Here is a 20725-nt window from a genome sequence, read left to right as displayed (position 1 = left end):
CGGGGCGGGCGGGGCGTTCGTGTGCGGTTGCCGGGTCCGCTCCGCCGGACGAGCCGGGGCCGGGCGGGGTGTGCGGGGGGCGGCCGGCGCATGCGGGCGCCGCGAGGCGCACGGGTTCGCGGGTGGGTGTGCGGTGTGCGGGGCCCACGGCGCGTACGCGACGGCTTCGGATGCGGAGGGGCTAGCGCTCGGTGTGGCGTTCCGGGTGCTCGCCGTCCGGCGGGGCGCTGCCGAGCAGCACGCCGTCGTGGCCGTCCTCCTCGGCGAGCTGGACCCTGACCGTCTCCCGCAGGGAGGTGGGCAGGTTCTTGCCGACGTAGTCGGCGCGGATGGGCAGTTCACGGTGTCCGCGGTCGACGAGCACGGCGAGCTGGACCGCGCGGGGGCGTCCGATGTCACCGAGAGCATCCAGAGCGGCACGGATGGTGCGGCCGGAGAAGAGCACATCGTCGACGAGGACGATCAGCCGCCCGTCGACGCCGTCGGGCGGGATCTCCGTGCGCGCGAGGGCACGGGCGGGGCCGAGCCGGAGGTCGTCGCGGTACATGGTGATGTCGAGCGAGCCGTACGGGATCTCCCGTCCGGTGATCTCCGCGAGCTTGTCCGCCAGGCGGGAGGCCAGGAAGACACCGCGGGTGGGAATTCCGAGAAGCACCACGTCATCGGCGCCCTTGGCGCGTTCGACGATCTCGTGGGCGATGCGTGTGAGGACGCGCGCGATGTCCGGCGCCTCGAGAACGGGGCGGCCGCCGCCGGCGCCCCTGCTGCCGTTGTCCATACGGAAAGGACCCCCTTCCCCGCCTCACGGGACGGGCCTTAAAGGACGTCTGAGCTGTCGGCGCAACCGTACCAGTGGCACACAGAAGGCATGGAAGCGGGCCGGCAAGGAACCCGGAGGGCACGATTCCGCGCACCTTCACAAAGCTCGTCACCGTTCGGCTTGACGCCGGACATTACGCTGCGTAACCTCACAGTGAGTTACCACTTTCTCGTCCGCGGGGAGCCTTATGTCCAGCGAATACGCCAAGCAGCTCGGAGCGAAGCTCCGGGCCATCCGCACCCAGCAGGGCCTCTCCCTCCACGGAGTCGAGGAGAAGTCCCAGGGCCGCTGGAAGGCGGTCGTGGTCGGTTCGTACGAGCGCGGCGACCGCGCCGTCACCGTTCAGCGCCTCGCCGAGCTGGCGGATTTCTACGGTGTGCCCGTGCAGGAGCTGCTGCCCGGCACCACTCCGGGCGGGGCCGCCGAGCCGCCGCCGAAGCTCGTGCTCGACCTGGAGCGCCTGGCCCACGTGCCGGCGGAGAAGGCGGGCCCCCTCCAGCGCTACGCGGCCACGATCCAGTCCCAGCGCGGTGACTACAACGGCAAGGTCCTCTCCATCCGCCAGGACGACCTGCGCACGCTGGCAGTGATCTACGACCAGTCCCCGTCGGTGCTGACCGAGCAGCTCATCAGCTGGGGCGTGCTCGACGCGGACGCCCGCCGCGCCGTGGCCCACGAGGACGCCTGAACGACTGAGCTCCGAGGTCAGCCGGGCAGGCTCTCCCTGCCCGGCACCGGAGTGCAGAAACGTGCCGCCGGGCCGGGCGGACATGCCGCCGCCTGTGCACCGCCCCTCCGCGGGGCGGTGCACAGGCGGCGGCTTTCTGCAGGGCCGGTGCGGGTCAGCGGCGAAGCGTCGGCTTGAGGTCCTTGAGCCGGCCGAGCAGGCCGTTGATGAACGCCGGGGAGTCGTCCGTGGAGAACTCCCCGGCGATGTCCAGCGCCTCGTCGATGACGACCGCCTCGGGGACGTCCTCCGACCAGATCAGCTCGTACGCCGCCAGCCGGAGGATGCACCGGTCCGCGACCGGCATCCGGTCCAGCGTCCACCCCACCGAGTAGGTCGAGATCAGCTCGTCGATGCGCGGGGCGTTCCGCGCGTACCCCTCGATGAGCTCCATCGTGTACTCGCTGACGGGCGGCTGCCGCTCGTCGGCCCCCGCGTGCCGTAGCCAGTCCTCGAGGACCTCCGGCGCGGTGGTTCCGCGCTGGTCGGCCTCGAAGATGATCTGGAAGGCGCGTTTCCGGGCCTTGTTACGGGCTGCCACGGTTAGCTGTTCACCCGGCCGAGGTACTCGCCGGAGCGGGTGTCGACCTTGATCTTCTCACCCGTGGTGATGAAGAGGGGCACGCCGACCTCGTAACCGGTCTCCAGCCGGGCGGGCTTGGAGCCGCCGGTGGAGCGGTCGCCCTGGACTCCGGGCTCGGTGTGCTGGATGGTCAGCTCGACGGCCGCGGGCAGTTCGACGAAGAGCGCCTCGCCCTGGTACATCGCGACCGTGGCCTCGAAGCCCTCCAGCAGATAGTTGGCGGTATCGCCGACGATCTCGGGGGTGACGTGGATCTGGTCGTAGGTCTCCATGTCCATGAAGACGAAGTACTCGCCGTCCTTGTACGAGAACTGCATCCCGCGTCGGTCCACGGTCGCCGTATCGACCTTGGTGCCCGCGTTGAACGTCTTGTCGACGATCTTGCCGGACATGATGTTCTTCAGCTTCGTACGGACAAAGGCGGGCCCCTTGCCGGGCTTGACGTGCTGGAACTCGACGACGGACCAGAGCTGGCCGCTGTCGAGCTTGAGCACCATGCCGTTCTTGAGGTCGTTCGTGGATGCCACGGTTGCGGAATCTCCTGAGACTGCTGCTGCGGGAAACCAGAGGGCCGCCCGTCCTGAGTCACCCTGTCGGGTGTCAGAGAGCGAGCAGCTCTTTGGTCGTGATGGTGAGTAGCTCGGGTCCGCCGTCCGCCGCGGGGCGGACGACGAGCGTGTCATCGATCCGGACACCGCCCTGGCCCGGAAGATGGACCCCGGGCTCGATGGTGACCGGCACACAAGCGTCCAGTTTACCCATGGCCCCAGGTGACAGCCGAGGGTCCTCACCGATTTCCAGTCCCACCCCGTTGCCGGTGGCGGAGCCGAGCTGACCGGCGTGCCCGGCCGCGTCCAGTACGGCACGTGCCGCGCGGTCCACGTTGCTGCAGGCCGTGCCGGGTGTCAGGGCTTCCCGCCCGGCCCGCTGAGCGGCGAAGACCAGGTCGTACAGCTCGACCTGCCAGTCCTCCGGGGCGGTTCCGATCACGAACGTACGGCCGATCTGGCAGCGGTAGCCGTGGTATTGGGCGCCCAGACGGACGGAGAGGAAGTCGCCCTCCTCCACACGCCGGTCGGTGGGGCGGTGCCGGGCGAGGCCCGAGTTGCGGCCCGTGGCGACGGACGTGGGGAAGGCGGAGCCCTCGGCGCCGTGGTCGATGAGCCTGCGCTCCAGTTCCAGCGCGAGATGGCGTTCGGTGCGGCCGACGAGGATCGACTCCAGCAGCTCGCCCAGCGCCTGGTCGGTGATCTCGGCGGCGACGCGCAGGGCGGCGATCTCCTCCTCGTCCTTGATGACCCGCTGCTGTTCGACGGGGCAGGCCAGACCGCTCAGCCGAAGGCCGCCGGCCACGGAGGACATCGCACGGTACCGGGCGACGGTGAGGTGGTGCTCCTCGACGGCGAGGCTGCTCGCGCCGGCCGTCGCGGCGAGATCGGCGGCGGCCACGGCCGTATCGCCCCCGGGGTCCTCGAGCAGGCCGGTGCGCAGGTCGTCGTCGGGGTGGCTGCCGGCGGGGTGGTGAGGGCTCTCGGGGGTGGCGGCCCCGAGCAGGGTGTCGGTGCCGTCGGGGCCGAGGAGCAGGGCGGCTCCGTGCGGCGGACGACCGGTCAGATAGCGGATGTTGGCGGGCCGGGTCACCAGCACCGCGTCGGCGGGACCGTCCTGCGCGGCGCTCGCGGCGCAGCGCTCACGGAGCAGGGCGCGGCGAGCCACATGGACCTCGGACATGTTCCCGAGCGTACGGAGAGCTGCCGGTGGAGGCAGTCCGTACGGGGCCGTGCGGGCGACGGGCGGGCGTGTGAGCGCGTTCCGGGGCTGTGTGCGTTCGTGCTCCGGGCGGAGCTGCGGACCGAGGCGCAGGAGGGCGGAGTGTGCGGGAGAGCGGGGAGGCCGTGCCCGTCCGGCGGGCCTCCGGGCCCTCACCAGGGCGGCGGGCTGGCCAGACTCCGGGCGACGACGTCGTCGAGCATCCGGGCCGTGGTGGCGATGTCCTGACGGGAGTTGTCGATGATGGGCAGGCCGGAGCCGTACCAGCCCGCCATCCGGCCGTGGATGTTGGCGACCTCTTCGTCGCTCAGGCGCCGGTTGCCGCTGCGGGCGGCGTTGCGCTCCAGCACGATCTCCAGTCCCGGCAGCAGGACGACCGGGATCATGCCGGGGCCCACGTGCCGCTTCCAGCCGCCGAGCCCGACCACGGGACGGTCGGGGAAGACGGCGTCGTCGAGGATGCAGGAGATGCCGTTGGCCAGAAAGTTGCGGGCGGCGAAGCCGCAGGTGCGGCGCGCCAGGCGGTACTGGGCCTCGGAGTGGTCGTTCCAGCCGGTCTGCGGGTCGGCGAATCCGGAGCGCACCCACTCGCGGACGTCGTCGAGGCTGACGTGCGCGGTGGGCACCGCACGGCGGTCGGCCCAGTACCGGGCCACCGAGGTCTTGCCCGCCCCGGCGGGGCCGATGAGCAGGACGGCCACGGCGGCGCGGGTCGCATCCAGCTGGGCCGGATCGGTGTGCGGTGCGGGAATCTCGACTCGGGCGCCCCGGGAGAGGTGCAGATGGCCTGTGGTCTCGGCGGCGGGCACCTCCGCGTCGCCCGGAGGCCTGCTCTCCGGCACGGAGGAGGGAGCGGGCGGTACGGGCGGCGGCGCGGCCGGGGCCGGAGGCTGGGCGGGCGGCTGGGCCGGCGGTTGGGCCGGAGGCTGCTGCGGGAGTGGAGGCCGGAGCGGCGGCTGAGGCGGCTGGTGGGGCGGCTGCGGGTGGTGCCCGCCCTGCCGGCCCGGCGGCGGTGCGGACGGGGGCGCGGACGGGGGTGGTACCTGCCCGGGATACGGAGGACGCCGACCCTGCTGGAAACCGGGGAAGGAGTCCGGCGGAGGGACGGGCTGCTGCGCCCCGTACTGCTGCATCCGCTCCCCAACTTCCGTCTCGCGTCCGCGGGCACCGCACGTGCGGCACCACGATGGTGTGACAGTACCGGACGGTGCCGACCCGGTTGTTGCTGTTGAACGGACCGGGGCGGCACCGAGTGCCCGATATCCGGTATCAGCCCCGCTGTTCCCCGGCCAGGGCCCGCAGCGCGAGGAGGTAGCTGCCGATGCCGAAGCCGGCGATGGTGCCGCTGGCGATCTGGGAGACGACCGAGGTGTGCCGGAACTCCTCCCGTGCGTGCGGGTTGGAGATGTGCACCTCGATCAGCGGCGCCGTGCGCTGCGACGCCGCGTCCCGCATCCCGTACGAATAGTGGGTGAAGGCACCGGGGTTGATGACCACGGGAAGCGAGCCGTCCGCCGCCTCGTGCAGCCAGCGGATCATCTCGCCCTCGTCGTTGGTCTCGCGCACCTCCACCGCGAAGCCCAACTCCTCGCCCAGCGCGGTGCACTGCTCGACCAGGCCGGCGTAGGAGGTCGCCCCGTAGACGTCGGGTTCGCGGGAGCCGAGACGGGAGAGGTTCGGCCCGTTCAGCACCAGTACGCGGCGGCTCATGCGGCGATCTCCGCGTGCGCGGCGAGCAGCATGGCCGGGTCGGGGCCTTCCAGCACGGCCGGTTTGGCCAGGCCGTCCAGGACGATGAAGCGCAGCAGGTCGCCGCGGGACTTCTTGTCGACCCGCATGGTCTCCAGCAGCCTGGGCCACTGGTCGCCGCGGTAGGTGACGGGAAGGCCCACCGAGGTGAGGACGGCGCGGTGCCGGTCGGCGGTGGCGTCGTCCAGGCGGCCCGCGATGCGGCCCAGTTCGGCGGCGAAGACCATCCCGACGGAGACGGCCGCGCCGTGCCGCCACTCGTAGCGTTCGTTCTTCTCGATGGCGTGGGCGAGCGTGTGCCCGTAGTTGAGGATCTCGCGCAGCCCGGACTCCTTCAGGTCCGTGGAGACGACCTCCGCCTTGACCCTCACGGAGCGTTCGATCAGCTCCGCGGTGCACGGGCCCGAGGGGGAACGGGCGGCCTGCGGGTCGGCCTCGATCAGCTCCAGGATGACGGGGTCCGCGATGAAGCCCGCCTTGACGACCTCGGCGAGGCCGCCCACGTAGTCGTGCACGCCCAGCGACTCCAGGGCCGCCAGGTCGCACAGCACCCCGGCGGGCGGGTGGAAGGCGCCCACGAGGTTCTTGCCCTCGGCGGTGTTGATGCCGGTCTTTCCGCCGACGGCGGCGTCCACCATGCCCAGCACGGTGGTCGGTACCGCGATCCAGCGCACGCCGCGCAGCCAGGTCGCCGCGACGAAGCCCGCCACGTCCGTGGTGGCGCCTCCGCCCACGCCGACGATGACGTCGCTGCGTGTGAAGCCGCTCCGGCCCAGCGCCTTCCAGCAGTAGGCGGCGACCTCGGCGGTCTTGGACTCCTCGGCGTTGGGCAGCTGGACGGCGATGGCCTCGTAGCCCTGCTCCGCCAGGTCCTCGCGGAGCACCTCGCCGGTCTCGGCGAGCGCCTCGGGGTGGAGGACGGCCACGCGCTTGGCGGCGGTGCCGATCAGGCCGGAGAGCTCACCGAGGAGCCGGTGGCCGATGAGCACGTCGTAGGGCGGTGTGCCCGCGCCGCCGCCCACCGTGACGCGTACGGGCTCGTGGTTCTGGCTGTTCATGACTGCTTCAGCTCCAGGACGTCGAGGATCTCGTCGGCGACCTCGTCGGGGGTGCGGTCGACGGTGCTGACGACGGCGCGCGCGACCTCGGTGTAGAGGGGACGGCGCACGTCCATCAGCTCCCGCCACTGCTTGCGGGGGTTCATCATCAGCAGCGGCCGCGGGGCGTCCAGCCCGACCCGCCTGACGGCCTCGGCCACGTCCATGTCCAGGAAGACCACCCGGGCACCGGCGAGCAGTGATCTGGTCTCCTCGGCGAGGACGGCGCCGCCGCCCAGCGCCAGTACGCCCGTGTGCTCAGCGAGAGCGGTGCGCACGGCGGCGCGCTCCAGGGCACGGAAGTGCTCCTCGCCCTCGTCGAGGAAGATCTCAGAGATCGGCCTGCCCTCGGCGTCGACGATGTCCTGGTCGGTGTCGCGGCAGTCGGTGTCCAGCCGCTGCGCCAGCAGCCGCCCGACGGTCGTCTTGCCCACGCCCATGGGGCCGATGAGGATGACGGCCGGCCCGGTCACTTGATCTCCAGACTGTCGAGGAATCCGCGCACGTTGCGGCGCGTCTCGACGACGCTGTCGCCGCCGAACTTCTCCGCCACCGCGTCCGCCAGCACCAGGGCGACCATGGCCTCGGCCACGATCCCCGCTGCCGGCACCGCGCACACGTCGGATCGCTGATGGTGGGCGCGGGTCTCCTCACCGGTGTGCACGTCGACGGTGGCAAGAGCGCGCGGCACGGTCGCGATCGGCTTCATCGCCGCCCTGACGCGCAGCAGTTCACCGGTGGACAGCCCGCCCTCGGTGCCCCCGGAACGGCCGGAGGCGCGACGCAGTCCCGCCTCGCCGGGGACGATCTCGTCGTGCGCCTCGGAGCCGGGAACCCGCGCCAGGCCGAAGCCGTCGCCCAGCTCCACGCCCTTGATCGCCTGAATGCCCATCAGCGCGCCGGCCAGCCGCGAGTCCAGCCGCCGGTCCCAGTGGACGTGCGAGCCCAGGCCCACGGGCACGCCGTGCGCCGCCACTTCGACCACGCCGCCCAGGGTGTCGCCGTCCCGGTGTGCCTGGTCGATCTCGGCGACCATCGCCTTGCTCGCCGCGGCGTCCAGGCAGCGCACCGGATCGGCGTCCAGGCGCTCCTCGTCGCCGGGCTGTGGCACGGTCCCGTAGGGCGCCCTGGCCGCGCCGAGTTCGACCACGTGCGAGACGATCTCGATCCCGGCGGTCTCCCGCAGGTAGGAGCGGGCCACCGTGCCCAGCGCCACCCGGGCCGCCGTCTCCCGTGCGGAGGCACGCTCCAGCACGGGCCGGGCCTCGTCGAAGCCGTACTTCTGCATGCCGGCGAGGTCCGCGTGTCCGGGCCGGGGACGGGTCAGCGGCGCGTTGCGCGCGAGCCCGTCCAGCACCTCGGCCTCGACGGGGTCGGCGGCCATCACCTGCTCCCACTTGGGCCACTCGGTGTTCCCCACCATGATCGCGACCGGCGAGCCGAGGGTGAGGCCGTGCCGGACGCCGCCGATGAAGGTGACCTCGTCCTGCTCGAACTTCATCCGCGCGCCGCGCCCGTAACCCAGCCGGCGCCGTGCCAGCGCGTCCGCCACCATGCCGGTCGTGACGGGGACACCGGAGGGCAGCCCTTCCAGCGTCGCCACCAGTGCGGGGCCGTGCGACTCCCCCGCCGTCAGCCAGCGCAACCTGCTCAACGGTGCTCCTCGATCCAGCGCCTCGGCGCCCTCTTGTGGTCCTGGTTGGGCCTGCCCCGATCTTGCCACGTGCGCGGACGCAGCCGGCTGCCGGTCCACAGGCCGGAACGGTGACCGTCCGGGAGGGCCTCGCGGGCACTCCGGCCGTCCCGCACGCCCCGTCGTGTCACGCCGTGCGGGCGTGGAGGGCCTCCTCGCCCGCGGCACGCATCGCGGCCAGGGGCGCGGGCGAGCGGCCCGTCATGTGCTCGACCTGCAGCGCGGCCTGGTGCACAAGGAGATCCAGCCCGGCGACGACGGTCCCGCCCCGCCGGGAGAAGGCGGCGGCCAGCGGCGTCGGCCACGGGTCGTAGAGCACGTCGAACAGCGTGCCGGGGCGGGCGGGGACGCGCTCCGCCAGCGCGTCCGCGGCTCCCGCCGGTGTCGTGGCGACCACCAGGGGCGCCGTCAGCGCCTCGGCGGCGTCCGCCCAGGCGGCGACCCGCACCGGCACGCCGAGACGCTCGCCCCAGCCCCGCATCTCACGTGCCCGCTGCTCACCCCGTACGTACGCGGTCACCTCGCCGGTGCACACGCGGGCCAGCGCGGCGAGCGCAGAGGAGGCCGTGGCTCCGGCGCCGAGGACGGCGGCACTGCTCACGCGTTCGACACCGCGCTCCCGCAGGGCGGCGACCATGCCGGGGATGTCGGTGTTCTCCCCGACGCGCCTGCCCCCGCCGAAGAGCACGGTGTTGACCGCCTCGACGGACGCCGCCGTGGGCGCCACCTCGTCCAGCAGCGGGATCACCGCGCGCTTCAGCGGCATCGTCAGCGACAGGCCCGCCCACCGTGTGTCGAGACCGTCGAGGAAGGCGGCGAGGCCGCTCTCGTCCACGTCGTGGCGCTCGTACGTCCATCCCGTCAGGCCCAGTTCACGGTAGGCCGCGCTGTGCAGCACCGGGGAGAGCGAGTGGGCCACGGGTGAGCCGAGGACAGCCGCACGCCGGACGGCCGACGACGCCGGGGGCGCGGGCCGTACGGGGTCGTGCCGGTGGTGCATCAGCCGCCGTTCTCCCTCTTCTTGCGCTGCTCCGCGTTGAAGTCCTTCACGTTGCGGTCGTGTTCGGCCTTGCTTTCGGTGAAGCGGGTGTCGCCCGGTTTGACCGTGACGAAGTAGAGCCAGTCGCCGTTCGTCGGCTTGAGCGCGGCCTCGATGGCCTGGTGGCCGGGGTTGTCGATGGGGCCGGGCGGCAGGCCGCGGTTGCGGTAGGTGTTGTAGGGCGAGTCGAGCCGGGTGTCCTCGACGGAGACGTCCAGCGAGGAGCGCCCCTTGGCGTAGTTGATGGTCGAGTCGAACTGGAGCAGCATCTGCTTGTCCAGCCGGTTGGCTATGACCCGTGAGACCCTGCCGAACTCCTCGTCCTGCTGGGCCTCGGCCTGGATGAGGGAGGCGACGGTGAGCAGTTCCCGCGGTGTCCGGCCGGCCTTGCGCGCCTCCGCTTCGAGGTTGACCTTGGCGTGTTCGGCCTTGGCCCGCTTGACCATCTCGCGCAGTACGTTCGCCGGGTCGCTGTTCTCACCGACGCTGTAGCGGGAGGGGAAGAGGTAGCCCTCCGGGTTGCCGCCCGCCGACCGCGGAAGCCCCAGGTCGGCCTTCTTCGCCGTCTTCTCGGTGGTGCCCTCGGCCTCGTCCAGCTTCTCGTCGATGAGCTGGTAGATCTTCTTGGCGCGCAGGCCCTCGGAGATGATCAGCGCGTTCTGGCTGGCGGGGTCGAGCATGAGTTTCAGCGCGGCGGCACCCGACATCTGCTTGCGCAGGCTGTAGGTGCCCGGCTGGATACCGCCCGCCTTGCTGTCGCCCTGGGCCGCCTCGACGAACGCACCGGAGCTCTTGACGACGCCGGCCTCCTGCAGGGCGCTGCCCATGTCGGCGATCGACGCACCGTCGGGGATCTTCACCTGGGCCTGGCCGGAGCCGCTGCCGGAGTAGTCGGGTGCCGGAGCGAAGTGGGACTGGTAGAAGTCGTAGCCGAAGTAGCCGGCCGTACCGAGGCCGCCGACGAGGACGAGCGAGACGACCATGCAGGCGCAGCCGCTCCTGCGTTTGGTCTCCCCGCTGCCCTTGCGGCCGCTGCGCCGGCCGCCCTTGCCGTCGGCGTCGTCCGGGTCGTCCTCCGCGTCGCCCCGGTCGGCGAAGAAGGCATGTTCGCCCTGGTCGGGGCCGGGGTCCCAGCCGGTTTCGAGGTCCCGGGGAGGGGCACCGGGTCCGCCGGAGGGCGCGTGGTACTCGTCGGCGCCCGCCTGGTGCCCGGGGCCCTGGTGCCCGGGGCCCTGGTGCCCGGGGCCGGCGTACATGCCGGGGTGGCCCTGCTGGTGCTGCCCGGTCGGATAGCCCTCAGGGGCGGGGTAGTAACCGGGCTGCGCTCCGGTGTCGTACGGGTCGGCGGCGGGCCGCATCCCGTGCGGGTCGGTGGCGCCCATGCCGTAGCCCTGGCCGTAGTGCCCGCCGCCCATGGTGTCGTAGCCGCCCTGGCTGTGCCCCCCGTGCCCCGAGTGCCCCACGTGGCCGCCCTGGCCGTGGAAGTCCTGCGGCTGCTGCGGGTATTGGCCCTGCTGCTGGTGCGGTACCTGGTGCTGACCGGTGCCGTACGGGTCGGAGTAGGGGTCCGCGTACGGGTCGGCGTACGGGTCGCCCTCGCCCTGATAGGTGACACGACGGCCACCGTCCCAACCGTGGTCCCCGTAGAGGGGGTCATCGGGACGCCACGGTTCGGAGCCATGCCCCCGGCCATACTCAGTCATCGATCCCCTAGATCCGCCGGAACGGCGTCGTCCCCCGGTCGCGCCGGGTCGAGGCGCCCGCGGCACCCCGGGGTGTGCGAGCCGTCCTCAGGCCTCTGCCGTGTCGCGGGAACGTTACCGTATCGCGATCAGACAACCACTTCGACGCATTGCCCGGGTGGACTGCCTGACATCCGTTCAGTTTCCAGGGCGCTCTGCAGAATGACCACCGCCGCAGCCTGATCGATGCGGGAACGGCCCTTCTTCGAGCTCACGCCGGAGGCGCGCATGCCCTGCGCCGCAGTGACTGTACTCAACCGCTCGTCCACCAGCCGGACCGGCACGGGTGTGATCTTCCTCGCCAACTCCTCGGCGAAGCGGCGGACCTTGGCCGCGGCCGGGCCCTCGCCCCCCTTCAGGGAGCGCGGCAGCCCGGCCACCACCTCGATCGGCTCGTACTCGCCCACCAGCGCGGCCAACCGCCGCTGCGCCGCCGGAAGATCACGCCCGGGAACGGTCTCGACCGGCGTCGCCAGCAGCCCGTCCGGGTCGCTGGAGGCCACCCCGATGCGGGCGTCGCCCACATCGACGGCGAGGCGCCGGCCTCGGCGCATCAGGCGCTGCCGCTCTCGGCCACCAGCCGCTCCACCGTGGCGACGGCGTCGGGGACCGCGGCCGGGTTCTGACCGCCGCCCTGGGCGACGTCCGGCTTGCCCCCGCCTCCGCCGCCGAGCGCCTTCGCCGCACCGCGCACCAGGTCGCCGGCCTTCAGGCCGCGGTCCCTTGCGGCGTCGTTGGTGGCGATGACGGTGAGCGGACGGCCACCCGTGACAGCGAACAGCGCGACGACGGCGGGACGGCCACCCGTGATGCGCTGACGGACGTCCAGCACCAGGGTGCGCAGGTCGTCCGCAGCCGTGCCATCCGGAACCTGCGCGGCGACCACGGCCACGCCGCGTACGTCCGTGGCCCCCTCGGCGAGACCGGCGGCGGCCTGCAGCACCTTCTCGGCGCGGAAGCGCTCGATCTCCTTCTCGGCGTCCTTCAGCCGGGTCACCATGGAGGAGATCCGCTCGGGCAGCTCCTCCGGACGGCCCTTGAGCAGGTCGGTGAGCTGCGAGACGACCGTGTGCTCACGGGCGAGGAACTTGTAGGCGTCGACGCCCACCAGGGCCTCGACCCGGCGCACACCGGAGCCGATGGAGGACTCCCCGAGCAGCTTGACCAGGCCGAGCTGGGCGGTGTTGTGCACGTGGGTGCCGCCGCACAGCTCCTTGGAGAAGTCGCCGATCGTCACCACACGCACCCGGTCGCCGTACTTCTCGCCGAACTCGGCCAGCGCACCCTGCTTCTTGGCCTCGTCGATGCCCATGTACTCGGCGGAGACGTCGAGTTCACGCGCCAGCACCTCGTTGATCTTCTGCTCCACGTCGGTGAGGACCGTGCCGGGCACCGCGGAGGGGGAGCCGAAGTCGAAGCGGAAGCGGCCCGGGGAGTTCTCCGAGCCCGCCTGGGCGGCCGTCGGCCCCAGGGCATCGCGCAGGGCCTGGTGCGTGAGGTGGGTGGCGCTGTGGGCGCGGGCGATGGAGCGCCGGCGGTCCACGTCGATCCGGGCGTGCGCGGAGGCGCCGACCGTCACCTCACCGACCTGCACGAAGCCCTTGTGCACATGCACGCCGGTGACGGGTGTCTGGACGTCGCGCACCTCGATCACGGCGCCGCTGTCCAGCCGGATGCGTCCCGTGTCGGCGAGCTGGCCGCCGCCCTCGGCGTAGAAGGGGGTGCGGTCGAGTACGACCTCCACCTCGTCGCCCTCGTGGGCGGCGGGCGAGGAGACGCCGTCGACGAGCAGTCCGACGACGGCCGCCTCGGCGCCGGTCTCCTTGTAGCCGGTGAAGTCGGTGACGCCGCTGCTGTCGGCGATCTGACGGTACGCGGAGAGGTCTGCGTGGCCCTGCTTCTTGGCCTTGGCGTCGGCCTTGGCACGGTCGCGCTGCTCCTGCATCAGCCGCCGGAAGCCCGGCTCGTCCACGGACAGGCCCTGTTCGGCGGCCATCTCCAGGGTGAGGTCGATCGGGAAGCCCCAGGTGTCGTGCAGCAGGAAGGCCTTCTCACCCGGCAGGACCGAACTGCCCGCCGTCTGCGTGTCGGTGACGGCGGCGTCGAGGATGTTGGTGCCCGCGCGCAGCGTCTTGAGGAAGGCTGCCTCCTCGGCGAGGGCGACGGTCTCGATGCGCTTGCGCTCGGTCTCCAGCTCCGGGTACTGCGGCGCCATGGCCTTGATGACGGTGTCGGTCAGCTCCGCCACCGTCGTGCCCGAGGCTCCCAGCAGGCGCATGTTGCGGATGGCCCGGCGCATGATGCGGCGCAGCACGTAGCCGCGGCCCTCGTTGCCGGGGGTGACGCCGTCGCCGATGAGCATGATGGCGGTACGGATGTGGTCGGCGACCACCCGCAGGGAGACGTCGGACTGCTCGGCGTCGCCGTAGACCACACCCGTCAGCTCGGTCGCCTTGTCGATGATCATGCGCGAGGTGTCGATCTCGTACATGTTGCGCACGCCCTGCAGGACCATCGCCAGGCGCTCGAAGCCCAGGCCGGTGTCGATGTTCTGGCTGGGCAGGTCGCCGAGGATGGGGTAGTCCTTGCCCTCGCCGGGGCCGCGCTCGTACTGCATGAACACGAGGTTCCACAGCTCGATGTAGCGCTCGTCGTTGACGGCGGGGCCGCCCTCGGGGCCGAATTCGGGACCGCGGTCGTAGTTGATCTCCGAGCAGGGGCCGCACGGGCCCGGGACGCCCATGTCCCAGTAGTTGTCCGCCTTGCCCAGCCGCTGGATGCGCTCGGCGGGCACGCCGACGACGTCGCGCCAGATGCGCTCCGCCTCGTCGTCCTCCTCGTAGACCGTGATCCACAGCCGCTCCGGCTCCAGGCCGTAACCGCCCCGGTCCTGAGGGGAGGTCAGCAGCTCCCAGGCGTACTTGGCCGCACCCTCCTTGAAGTAGTCACCGAAGGAGAAGTTGCCGCACATCTGGAAGAAGGTCCCGTGGCGGGTGGTCTTGCCGACCTCCTCGATGTCCGGCGTGCGCACGCACTTCTGCACGCTGGTGGCGCGCTTGTACGGCGGCTTGACCTCACCCAGGAAGTACGGCTTGAAGGGGACCATGCCCGCCGGCACCAACAGCAGCGTCGGATCGTCCGCGATCAGTGACGCCGACGGCACGACGGTGTGCCCCCGCTCCTCGAAGAAGCGCAGCCAGCGGCGGCGGATTTCAGCCGACTCCATCAGAGGTCCTCTTTCCGGTCGTACGGGTGTGTGCGGCCCCGCCGGGCCGCCGGGCCCAGCTGCGGTCTGCGGGCCTGGGCGGGCAGCCCGGGACGCTCCGGGTCCGGCGGTGCGTTCAGCCCCAGCGCGTCGTTCAGTTCGGCCTCGCGCTGGGTCATTCCGGCGCGGACGTCGAGAGCGAAACCCTTGAGGCGGTGGCCGGTGACGACGGCCTTGTCCGCGGCGCGCACCGCGAGAGCGTCGGGCGCCATGGAGCGGATCTTGCGCTGGACCTTGGCGCTGGCCCAGACACCGGCGGCGGCGCCGGTGGTGAACCAGAAGGCACGGCGGAACATCTTCGCTCAGCTCCTTCCGCGGTTGCGCCCGCCGCGGCGGGCTCCGGGCAGCGTGCGGCCCAGGACCACCGTGCGGGGGGCGGCCTCCTCCGCGGGGGCGTCGTGCTTCTTCCGCCCCAGCGCACGCCGTACGCCGTAGCCGAAGGCGGCGACCTTCACGAGCGGCCCGCCGAAGGTGGTGGAGACCGTGGAGGAGAGCGCGGAGGCGTTGGAGGTGACCTCCTGTACGTCCGTCGCGATCGCGTCCACGCGCGCGAGCTGGCTCTGGGCCGAGCGCACCGTCTCGGACGCCTCTCCGAGCAGCGGGACCGCCTGCTCCGTCACGCCCGTCACCAGCTTGGTCGCCGCCCTGAGCGTCTGTGCCAGCCTCACCAGGACTACGGCGAGGAAGGAGACCAGAATCGCCCAGAAGACAGCCACCAGCAGACCGGCCACTTCACCACCGGACACGCCGCACCGCTTCCCTCGGGTCATTTCGGGGTCGGCCGCCGCCCTGGCTGCTCCACTTCCGGGAGCCGGGCCCGCGCGGCGGCGGATACCCCGACCTTATCGCGCCGCGGGGAGGCATCCGTACCGCATTGCGGCAGGGCGGAGGGCGCCCCGGTACGCCGCCGGCGGGCACGGGAACCGGCGGCGCGCTCCGCCGGCCGGGTGCGTCCGCGGCGCGTGCGGCGGCCGGGACGGGCCGCGAAAGAGCGTGCGGCGCCGGGCGGTTGGCGCTCCGGGCGGCGAAGTGGTCCCCGTCCCCGGCATGTCGGCCGTGCGGCCCCACAGAACGCGGCAGCCCGCCGTGCCGCCACCGTGCGCGGTGCGCCGCGGAGGGGCAGGCGGGCTGTGCCGTCCGGGTGTGCTCCCCCACCGGGTGCCGCCCGGCGGGGAGTTGACCGGGGAGCCGGTCGCGACCGGCTCAGCGTGCGTAGTACTCGATGACCATCTGCTCGTCGCAGACGACGGGAATCTCCTTGCGGTTGGGCTCCCGGTCGAGGCGGAAGGCCAGCGCGTCGAGATTGACCTCGAGGTAGCGCGGGGTCTCGCCGTCGGGGGCGTAACCGCCCTCCTTGGCGACGAGGAAGGGGTGCTTGGTGCGGCTGCGTTCGCGCACACGCACCACGTCGTCCGGCTTGACGCGGTACGAGGGCTTGTCGACCTTGCGGTCGTTGACCGCGATGTGACCGTGCACGACCATCTGCCGGGCCTGGTAGATGGTGCGGGCCAGACCGGAGCGCAGCACGAGCGCGTCAAGACGGCGCTCCAGCTCGATGACGAGCGCGTCGCCCGTCTTGCTCTCGGTCTTGCGGGCCCGGTCGTAGGCACGGGCCATCTGGCGCTCGCTGACGTCGTACTGGGCGCGCAGACGCTGCTTCTCCAGCAGCCGGACCTTGTAGTCGCTGTTCTGCTTGCGGCCTCGGCCGTGCTCGCCCGGCGGGTAGGGGCGCTGCTCGAAGTACTTCACCGCCTTCGGGGTCAGCGCGATGCCGAGCGCCCGCGACTTCTTGACCTTGGGACGCGACTGGTTCACTGAACGGACCTCCATGTAAGTTAGGTGAGGCTTACCTTAGCGGAGGAGAGCGTATGTTTCGACCTGGGATTCCCCTGCCCGGCAGCGATGCCGGAAGGGAACAGCCGCGTCCCGTGGAAGACGCCCGGGCACCCACTGCCGCGGAGCGTGTACGAACCCTCGTGGAATCCAGCGTATCGGCCATGCTGGACATTCCCGCGGACCGGTCACCGGACCCCTCGGTACCGGGATACGGCAGCCCCGAGGCCCGGGTGGTGACCGACGACGGTGACGTGGTGCTTCTCGTGCCCGCCGCCTCCCCGGCGGCCCAGCTTGCCGAGCACGCCGCGGGCGACGAGGTCACCGCGGTGATGGAGATCACGGACATCGCGCCGGTCGCGGTCCCGCACCGCGTGCGCGGCCGGGCCTGGATCGCCGGCTGGCTCACGTCCGTCCGCCCCGAGGACCGCGCCGGCTGTGCCCGCCTCATCGCCGACCGGCACCCCGCCGGGCCGGCCGCCGACGTGGCGTGGGCGCTGCTGAAGCTGGAGGTCGGCGAGGCGTGCGTCGATGACCTGTGGGGTGCCGAGCACGTCGAGCCGGACGACTTCGCCGCCGCCTCCCCCGACCCTCTGGCACCGCACGAGGCGGAACTGCTCCAGCACCTGGCCGCCTGCCACCACGAGCAGTTGAACGGACTGTGCGCCCTGCTCAGGGAGCGCGGACCGGCCTGCGCCGCCGCCGAGGGAAGCGCGGTACCGCTCTCGGTGGACCGGCACGGGATGCGGGTGCGATTCTGCGACATCCCCGCCGAGGCGGGCGGCAGCGGAGGCGGCAACGGCCGCACGGGACAGTGGTACTTCGACGTACGGTTCGAATTCCCCGAGCCGGTGGCCGACGTGGCCCAGCTCCGGCGGGCCATGCGCCTCCTCTTCGAAGCGGCCTCCGGATAGGGCGGACAGCGGCCGGGAGAGCGGTCCGTACGCCGTGACGCACGGACCCGGTCCCGCGGGGAAGGAGATCACGGGCGGCTCCCGGTCTCAGTGCTCCCCTGCGGGCGGGCCCGCGCCGCGCAGCCGCTCCCGTACCCGCTCGGCCACCTCCGCGTAGCGGGCCTCGGCGCCGTAGCGCGTCGGCTCGTAGTAGCGCTTGCCGTGGATCGCGTCCGGGGCGTACTGCTGGGCGGCGATCCCGCCGGGCAGGTCGTGCGGATACTGGTAGCCCTTCCCGTGGCCCAGCTTCGCGGAGCCGCGGTAGTGGCTGTCCCGCAGATGCGGGGGCACCGGTCCGGCAAGGCCCGCCCGTACGTCGGCCAGCGCGGCGTCGATTGCCAGACAGGCCGCGTTGGACTTCGGGGCGAGAGCGAGGGCCACGACGGCCTGGCCGAGCGCGATCCGGGCCTCCGGGAAGCCGATCATGGCGACCGCCTGCGCCACGGCGACGGCTGTCTGCAGGGCCGTGGGGTCGGCCAGGCCGATGTCCTCGCTCGCGGAGATCATCAGGCGCCGGGCGATGAAGCGGGGGTCCTCCCCCGCCTCGACCATCCGGGCCAGATAGTGCAGCGCGGCGTCCACGTCCGAGCCGCGGATGGACTTGATCAGAGCGCTGGTGACGTCGTAGTGCTGGTCGCCGTCGCGGTCGTACGTCACCGCGGCACGGTCGACCGCCTCCTCCAGCGTGGCCAGCGTGAGGGAGGACTCCCCCTTCGCCATCGCCGCGCCGGCGCCCGCCTCCAGCGCGGTCAGGGCCCGGCGCGCGTCACCGCCGGCGATGCGCAGCAGGTGGTCCTCCGCCTCGGGCGGGAGCGTCAGCGCGCCGCCGAGGCCGCGCTCCTCCCCGACCGCGCGCCGCAGCAGGGAACGCAGATCCTCGTCGGTGAGCGCCTCCAGGGTCAGCAGCAGCGAGCGTGACAGCAGGGGCGAGATCACCGAGAAGTACGGGTTCTCGGTGGTCGCCGCGATCAGCGTGACCCAGCGGTTCTCGACGGCGGGCAGCAGGGAGTCCTGCTGCGCCTTGCTGAACCGGTGGATCTCGTCCAGGAAGAGGACGGTGTCCTTGCTGTACGCGCCGGAGGAGCGTCGGGCGCTCTCGATGACCGCCCTGACCTCCTTCACACCCGCGGTGATGGCGGACAGCTCGACGAAGCGCTTGTCGGTGGCCTGGCTGACGACATACGCGAGCGTGGTCTTCCCCGTGCCCGGCGGACCCCACAGCATCACCGAGGACGGGCCGGCGGGCGAGCCGCCGGTGTCCCCCACGAGGCGGCGCAGCGGTGAGCCGGGGCGCAGCAGATGCTGCTGGCCGACGACATCGTCCAGGGTGCGCGGGCGCATCCGCACGGCGAGCGGGCTGGCGGAGGGGTCCTGCGCCTGGCGCTCCTCTGCGGCGGCGGTGAACAGGTCGGGTTCCACGCTCGAAACCCTAAGTCACGCCGGTGACAGCGCGGCGGGCCGGGCGGGGCGGCTCAGCTCGTCCAGAACTCCCACCAGCGCGTGAGGATCATCATGCCGATGATCCCGATGTGCAGCACCGGCATCACCCAGGGGAACTCGCCGAAGAAGCCCCGCACGGGCGCGGGCGCCGGCAGGAAGCCGTGGCGCACGTTGTGCGCGGTGACGTACCAGAACATCACGATCGTGGCGACCCAGGCGAGGCAGCACCACAGGCACAGGGCACTGATGTTGTACAGCGACTGGTACGTCAGCCAGGCACAGAACCCGACGCCGAAGAGGGTTCCGGCGTTGAAGGTGAGCCAGTACCAGCGCGGGAAACGGGCACGGGTCAGCAGGCTCATGCCGACGGCGATGACGACGGCGTAGGCGACCAGGCCGATCATCGGGTTCGGCGCCCCGAAGGCCTCGGCCTGCTCGCTCTTCATCACGCTGCCGCAGGAGACGATCGGGTTGAGGCTGCAGGCCGGGTCGAAGTCCGGGTCCTTGAGCAGGGAGAACTTGTCCAGGGTGATGACCCAGGAGGCGAGCAGGCCCGCCGCCCCGGTGATCAGCAGCATCCAGGCGAAGGCGCGTCCGGCACCGACGGCACCCCCGCCGGAGGGCTCGTCGGTGTCCGTGCGAGCGTCGTCGAGGGGTGCCGTCATGGTCATAACCCTGGTGTCCCGTCGTGTGGTGGTCTCTGCCCCGTGTGCCGCTCATTGTGCTACAGGGCAGCCGCAGTCAGCCGAGTTTCGCGCCCACTTCAGCCACCACACGATCGAGTGGCACGGCGCTCTGCTCCCCGCTCTGCAGGTCCTTGAGTTGGGCTGTTCCTTCGGCCAAGTCCCGCTCACCGGCCAGCAGCGCGTAACGCGCACCGGAGCGGTTGGCCGATTTCATGGCGTTCTTCATGCCCTTGCCGCCGTAGGCGAAGTCGGCGGCGACACCCTCCCGGCGCAGCGCGGTCACCACCCGGAAGAGTTCCCGCCGCGCCTCGTCGCCGATCGGCACCGCGAACACGTCGGTGGCGGAGGGCACTTCGAGGTCCACACCCTCCGCGCGGAGCGCGAGCACCGTACGGTCGACGCCCAGCGCCCAGCCCACCGACGGCAGCGGCGGTCCGCCGAGCATCTCTGACAGCCCGTCGTAGCGCCCGCCGCCGCCCACAGCGGACTGGGAACCGAGCCCGTCGTGGACGAACTCGAAGGTGGTGCGCGTGTAGTAGTCCAGACCCCGCACCAGCCGGGGGTCGTCCTCGAAGGCGACGTGTGCCGTGGTCAGCAGCTCACGCACCTGCTCGTGGTAGGACTTGCATGCCTCGCACAGGTGGTCGCGCATCATCGGCGCACCGCTCAGCTGCGCCTGCACGCTCTCGCGCTTGTCGTCCAGCACCCGCAGCGGGTTGATCTCGATACGGCGGCGCGTGTCCTCGTCCAGGTCGAGCCGTCGCAGGAAGTCCTGCAGCGCCGCACGGTAGACGGGGCGGCACTCCTTGTCGCCCAGCGAGTTGAGCAGAATACGGAAGTCCCGCAGCCCCAGCGAGCGGTAGGCGTCGTGCGCCAGGATGATCAACTCGGCGTCGAGCGAGGGGTCCTCGGCACCGATCGCCTCCGCGCCGACCTGTGAGAAGTGCCGGTAGCGGCCCTTCTGCGGACGCTCGTAGCGGTAGTAGGAGCCCGAATACCACAGCTTCACCGGGAGGTTGCCGCTCTTGTGCAGGTTGGCCTCCAGGGCGGCGCGCAGCACGGAGGCGGTGCCCTCGGGGCGCAGTGCCAGCTCGTCACCGCCCTTGGTGGTGAGGGTGTACATCTCCTTGGTCACGATGTCGGTGGACTCACCGACACCGCGCGCGAAGAGTTCGACCTGCTCGAAGCCGGGCGTCTCGGTGTAGCCGTAGCCCGCGCGCCGCAGCGGCGCGGAGAGCGCCTCCCGCACGGCGAGGAAGTCCGCCGACTCCGGGGGGATGAGGTCGTAGGTGCCCCTGGGGGCCTTGAAGGTGCTCACGGAAGGTCTC

21 protein-coding genes are annotated in these 20725 nt (G+C 71.9%); 2 read left to right on the top strand and 19 right to left on the bottom strand.

Annotated elements, in window-relative coordinates; genetic code table 11:
* Positions 1–181: 181 nt before the first annotated feature.
* Positions 182–778, bottom strand: a complete 597-nt coding sequence (pyrR, locus tag H343_RS0113735; protein ID WP_028431623.1) for a bifunctional pyr operon transcriptional regulator/uracil phosphoribosyltransferase PyrR — start codon at positions 776–778, stop codon at positions 182–184.
* Between the two features lie 229 nt (positions 779–1007).
* Here pyrR and bldD point away from each other — a divergent pair, with 229 nt between their 5' ends.
* On the top strand, positions 1008–1508 hold the full coding sequence (gene bldD, locus H343_RS0113730; RefSeq protein ID WP_028431622.1) for a transcriptional regulator BldD: 501 nt from the start codon (positions 1008–1010) through the stop codon (positions 1506–1508).
* A 154-nt stretch (positions 1509–1662) separates the two neighbouring features.
* Here bldD and nusB read toward each other — a convergent pair whose 3' ends face one another.
* From nusB to rpsD, 15 genes are all read right to left on the bottom strand, one after another.
* Positions 1663–2088: a transcription antitermination factor NusB gene (nusB, locus tag H343_RS0113725; RefSeq protein WP_028431621.1), complete on the bottom strand. Its 426-nt coding sequence runs from the start codon at positions 2086–2088 to the stop codon at positions 1663–1665.
* Between the two features lie 2 nt (positions 2089–2090).
* Positions 2091–2657 (bottom strand): elongation factor P, encoded by a 567-nt coding sequence (efp, locus tag H343_RS0113720; RefSeq protein WP_028431620.1) that lies wholly within the window; start codon positions 2655–2657, stop codon positions 2091–2093.
* Between the two features lie 73 nt (positions 2658–2730).
* Positions 2731–3861 (bottom strand): aminopeptidase P family protein, encoded by a 1131-nt coding sequence (locus tag H343_RS0113715; protein ID WP_028431619.1) that lies wholly within the window; start codon positions 3859–3861, stop codon positions 2731–2733.
* A gap of 191 nt (positions 3862–4052) precedes the next feature.
* Positions 4053–5033, bottom strand: coding sequence for an AAA family ATPase (locus tag H343_RS0113710; RefSeq protein ID WP_078505574.1), 981 nt, complete (start codon positions 5031–5033; stop codon positions 4053–4055).
* Positions 5034–5169: 136 nt separating this feature from the next.
* Positions 5170–5610, bottom strand: a complete 441-nt coding sequence (gene aroQ / locus H343_RS0113700) for a type II 3-dehydroquinate dehydratase (protein ID WP_028431617.1) — start codon at positions 5608–5610, stop codon at positions 5170–5172.
* Positions 5607–6707, bottom strand: coding sequence for a 3-dehydroquinate synthase (gene aroB, locus H343_RS0113695; RefSeq protein ID WP_028431616.1), 1101 nt, complete (start codon positions 6705–6707; stop codon positions 5607–5609). Before aroB ends, aroQ begins: the two co-directional genes overlap by 4 nt.
* Positions 6704–7219: a shikimate kinase gene (locus tag H343_RS0113690; RefSeq protein WP_028431615.1), complete on the bottom strand. Its 516-nt coding sequence runs from the start codon at positions 7217–7219 to the stop codon at positions 6704–6706. The genes aroB and H343_RS0113690 overlap by 4 nt, the downstream gene beginning before the upstream one ends.
* The gene (aroC, locus tag H343_RS0113685) at positions 7216–8400 is read right to left on the bottom strand and encodes a chorismate synthase (protein WP_028431614.1); all 1185 of its coding nucleotides are present in this window, start codon (positions 8398–8400) and stop codon (positions 7216–7218) included. The genes H343_RS0113690 and aroC overlap by 4 nt, the downstream gene beginning before the upstream one ends.
* 166 nt (positions 8401–8566) lie before the next feature.
* Positions 8567–9439: a shikimate dehydrogenase gene (locus tag H343_RS0113680; RefSeq protein ID WP_037903654.1), complete on the bottom strand. Its 873-nt coding sequence runs from the start codon at positions 9437–9439 to the stop codon at positions 8567–8569.
* Entirely contained in the window at positions 9439–11181 is a 1743-nt protein-coding gene (gene mltG, locus H343_RS0113675; protein WP_028431612.1) for an endolytic transglycosylase MltG, read from the bottom strand. The genes H343_RS0113680 and mltG overlap by 1 nt, the downstream gene beginning before the upstream one ends.
* A gap of 128 nt (positions 11182–11309) precedes the next feature.
* Complete coding sequence (gene ruvX / locus H343_RS0113670) at positions 11310–11774, bottom strand: Holliday junction resolvase RuvX (protein WP_028431611.1); 465 nt, start codon at positions 11772–11774, stop codon at positions 11310–11312.
* Positions 11774–14446, bottom strand: a complete 2673-nt coding sequence (gene alaS / locus H343_RS0113665) for an alanine--tRNA ligase (RefSeq protein ID WP_028431610.1) — start codon at positions 14444–14446, stop codon at positions 11774–11776. Before alaS ends, ruvX begins: the two co-directional genes overlap by 1 nt.
* Positions 14446–14781: a DUF6167 family protein gene (locus H343_RS0113660; RefSeq protein WP_028431609.1), complete on the bottom strand. Its 336-nt coding sequence runs from the start codon at positions 14779–14781 to the stop codon at positions 14446–14448. The genes alaS and H343_RS0113660 overlap by 1 nt, the downstream gene beginning before the upstream one ends.
* Positions 14782–14787: 6 nt before the next feature.
* Positions 14788–15231, bottom strand: coding sequence for a DUF948 domain-containing protein (locus tag H343_RS0113655; RefSeq protein ID WP_028431608.1), 444 nt, complete (start codon positions 15229–15231; stop codon positions 14788–14790).
* A 457-nt stretch (positions 15232–15688) separates the two neighbouring features.
* Positions 15689–16315 carry a 30S ribosomal protein S4 gene (rpsD, locus tag H343_RS0113650; protein WP_037903652.1) on the bottom strand — a complete coding sequence of 209 codons (627 nt, stop codon included), beginning with the start codon at positions 16313–16315 and terminating at the stop codon, positions 15689–15691.
* 167 nt (positions 16316–16482) lie between these two features.
* Here rpsD and H343_RS0113645 point away from each other — a divergent pair, with 167 nt between their 5' ends.
* Entirely contained in the window at positions 16483–17232 is a 750-nt protein-coding gene (locus tag H343_RS0113645; RefSeq protein WP_486586895.1) for a DUF2470 domain-containing protein, read from the top strand.
* Between the two features lie 87 nt (positions 17233–17319).
* Here H343_RS0113645 and H343_RS0113640 read toward each other — a convergent pair whose 3' ends face one another.
* The 3 genes from H343_RS0113640 to hisS form a co-directional block, all read right to left on the bottom strand.
* Positions 17320–18690: a replication-associated recombination protein A gene (locus H343_RS0113640; RefSeq protein ID WP_028431605.1), complete on the bottom strand. Its 1371-nt coding sequence runs from the start codon at positions 18688–18690 to the stop codon at positions 17320–17322.
* A gap of 53 nt (positions 18691–18743) precedes the next feature.
* On the bottom strand, positions 18744–19382 hold the full coding sequence (locus H343_RS0113635; RefSeq protein WP_028431604.1) for a vitamin K epoxide reductase family protein: 639 nt from the start codon (positions 19380–19382) through the stop codon (positions 18744–18746).
* A 70-nt stretch (positions 19383–19452) separates the two neighbouring features.
* A complete protein-coding gene (hisS, locus tag H343_RS0113630) occupies positions 19453–20715 on the bottom strand; it encodes a histidine--tRNA ligase (protein ID WP_028431603.1) in 1263 nt (420 codons plus the stop codon).
* Positions 20716–20725: the final 10 nt, after the last annotated feature.

This window comes from Streptomyces sp. TAA204 (genome assembly GCF_000424965.1).
This window is presented reverse-complemented; position numbering and strand designations above follow the sequence as displayed.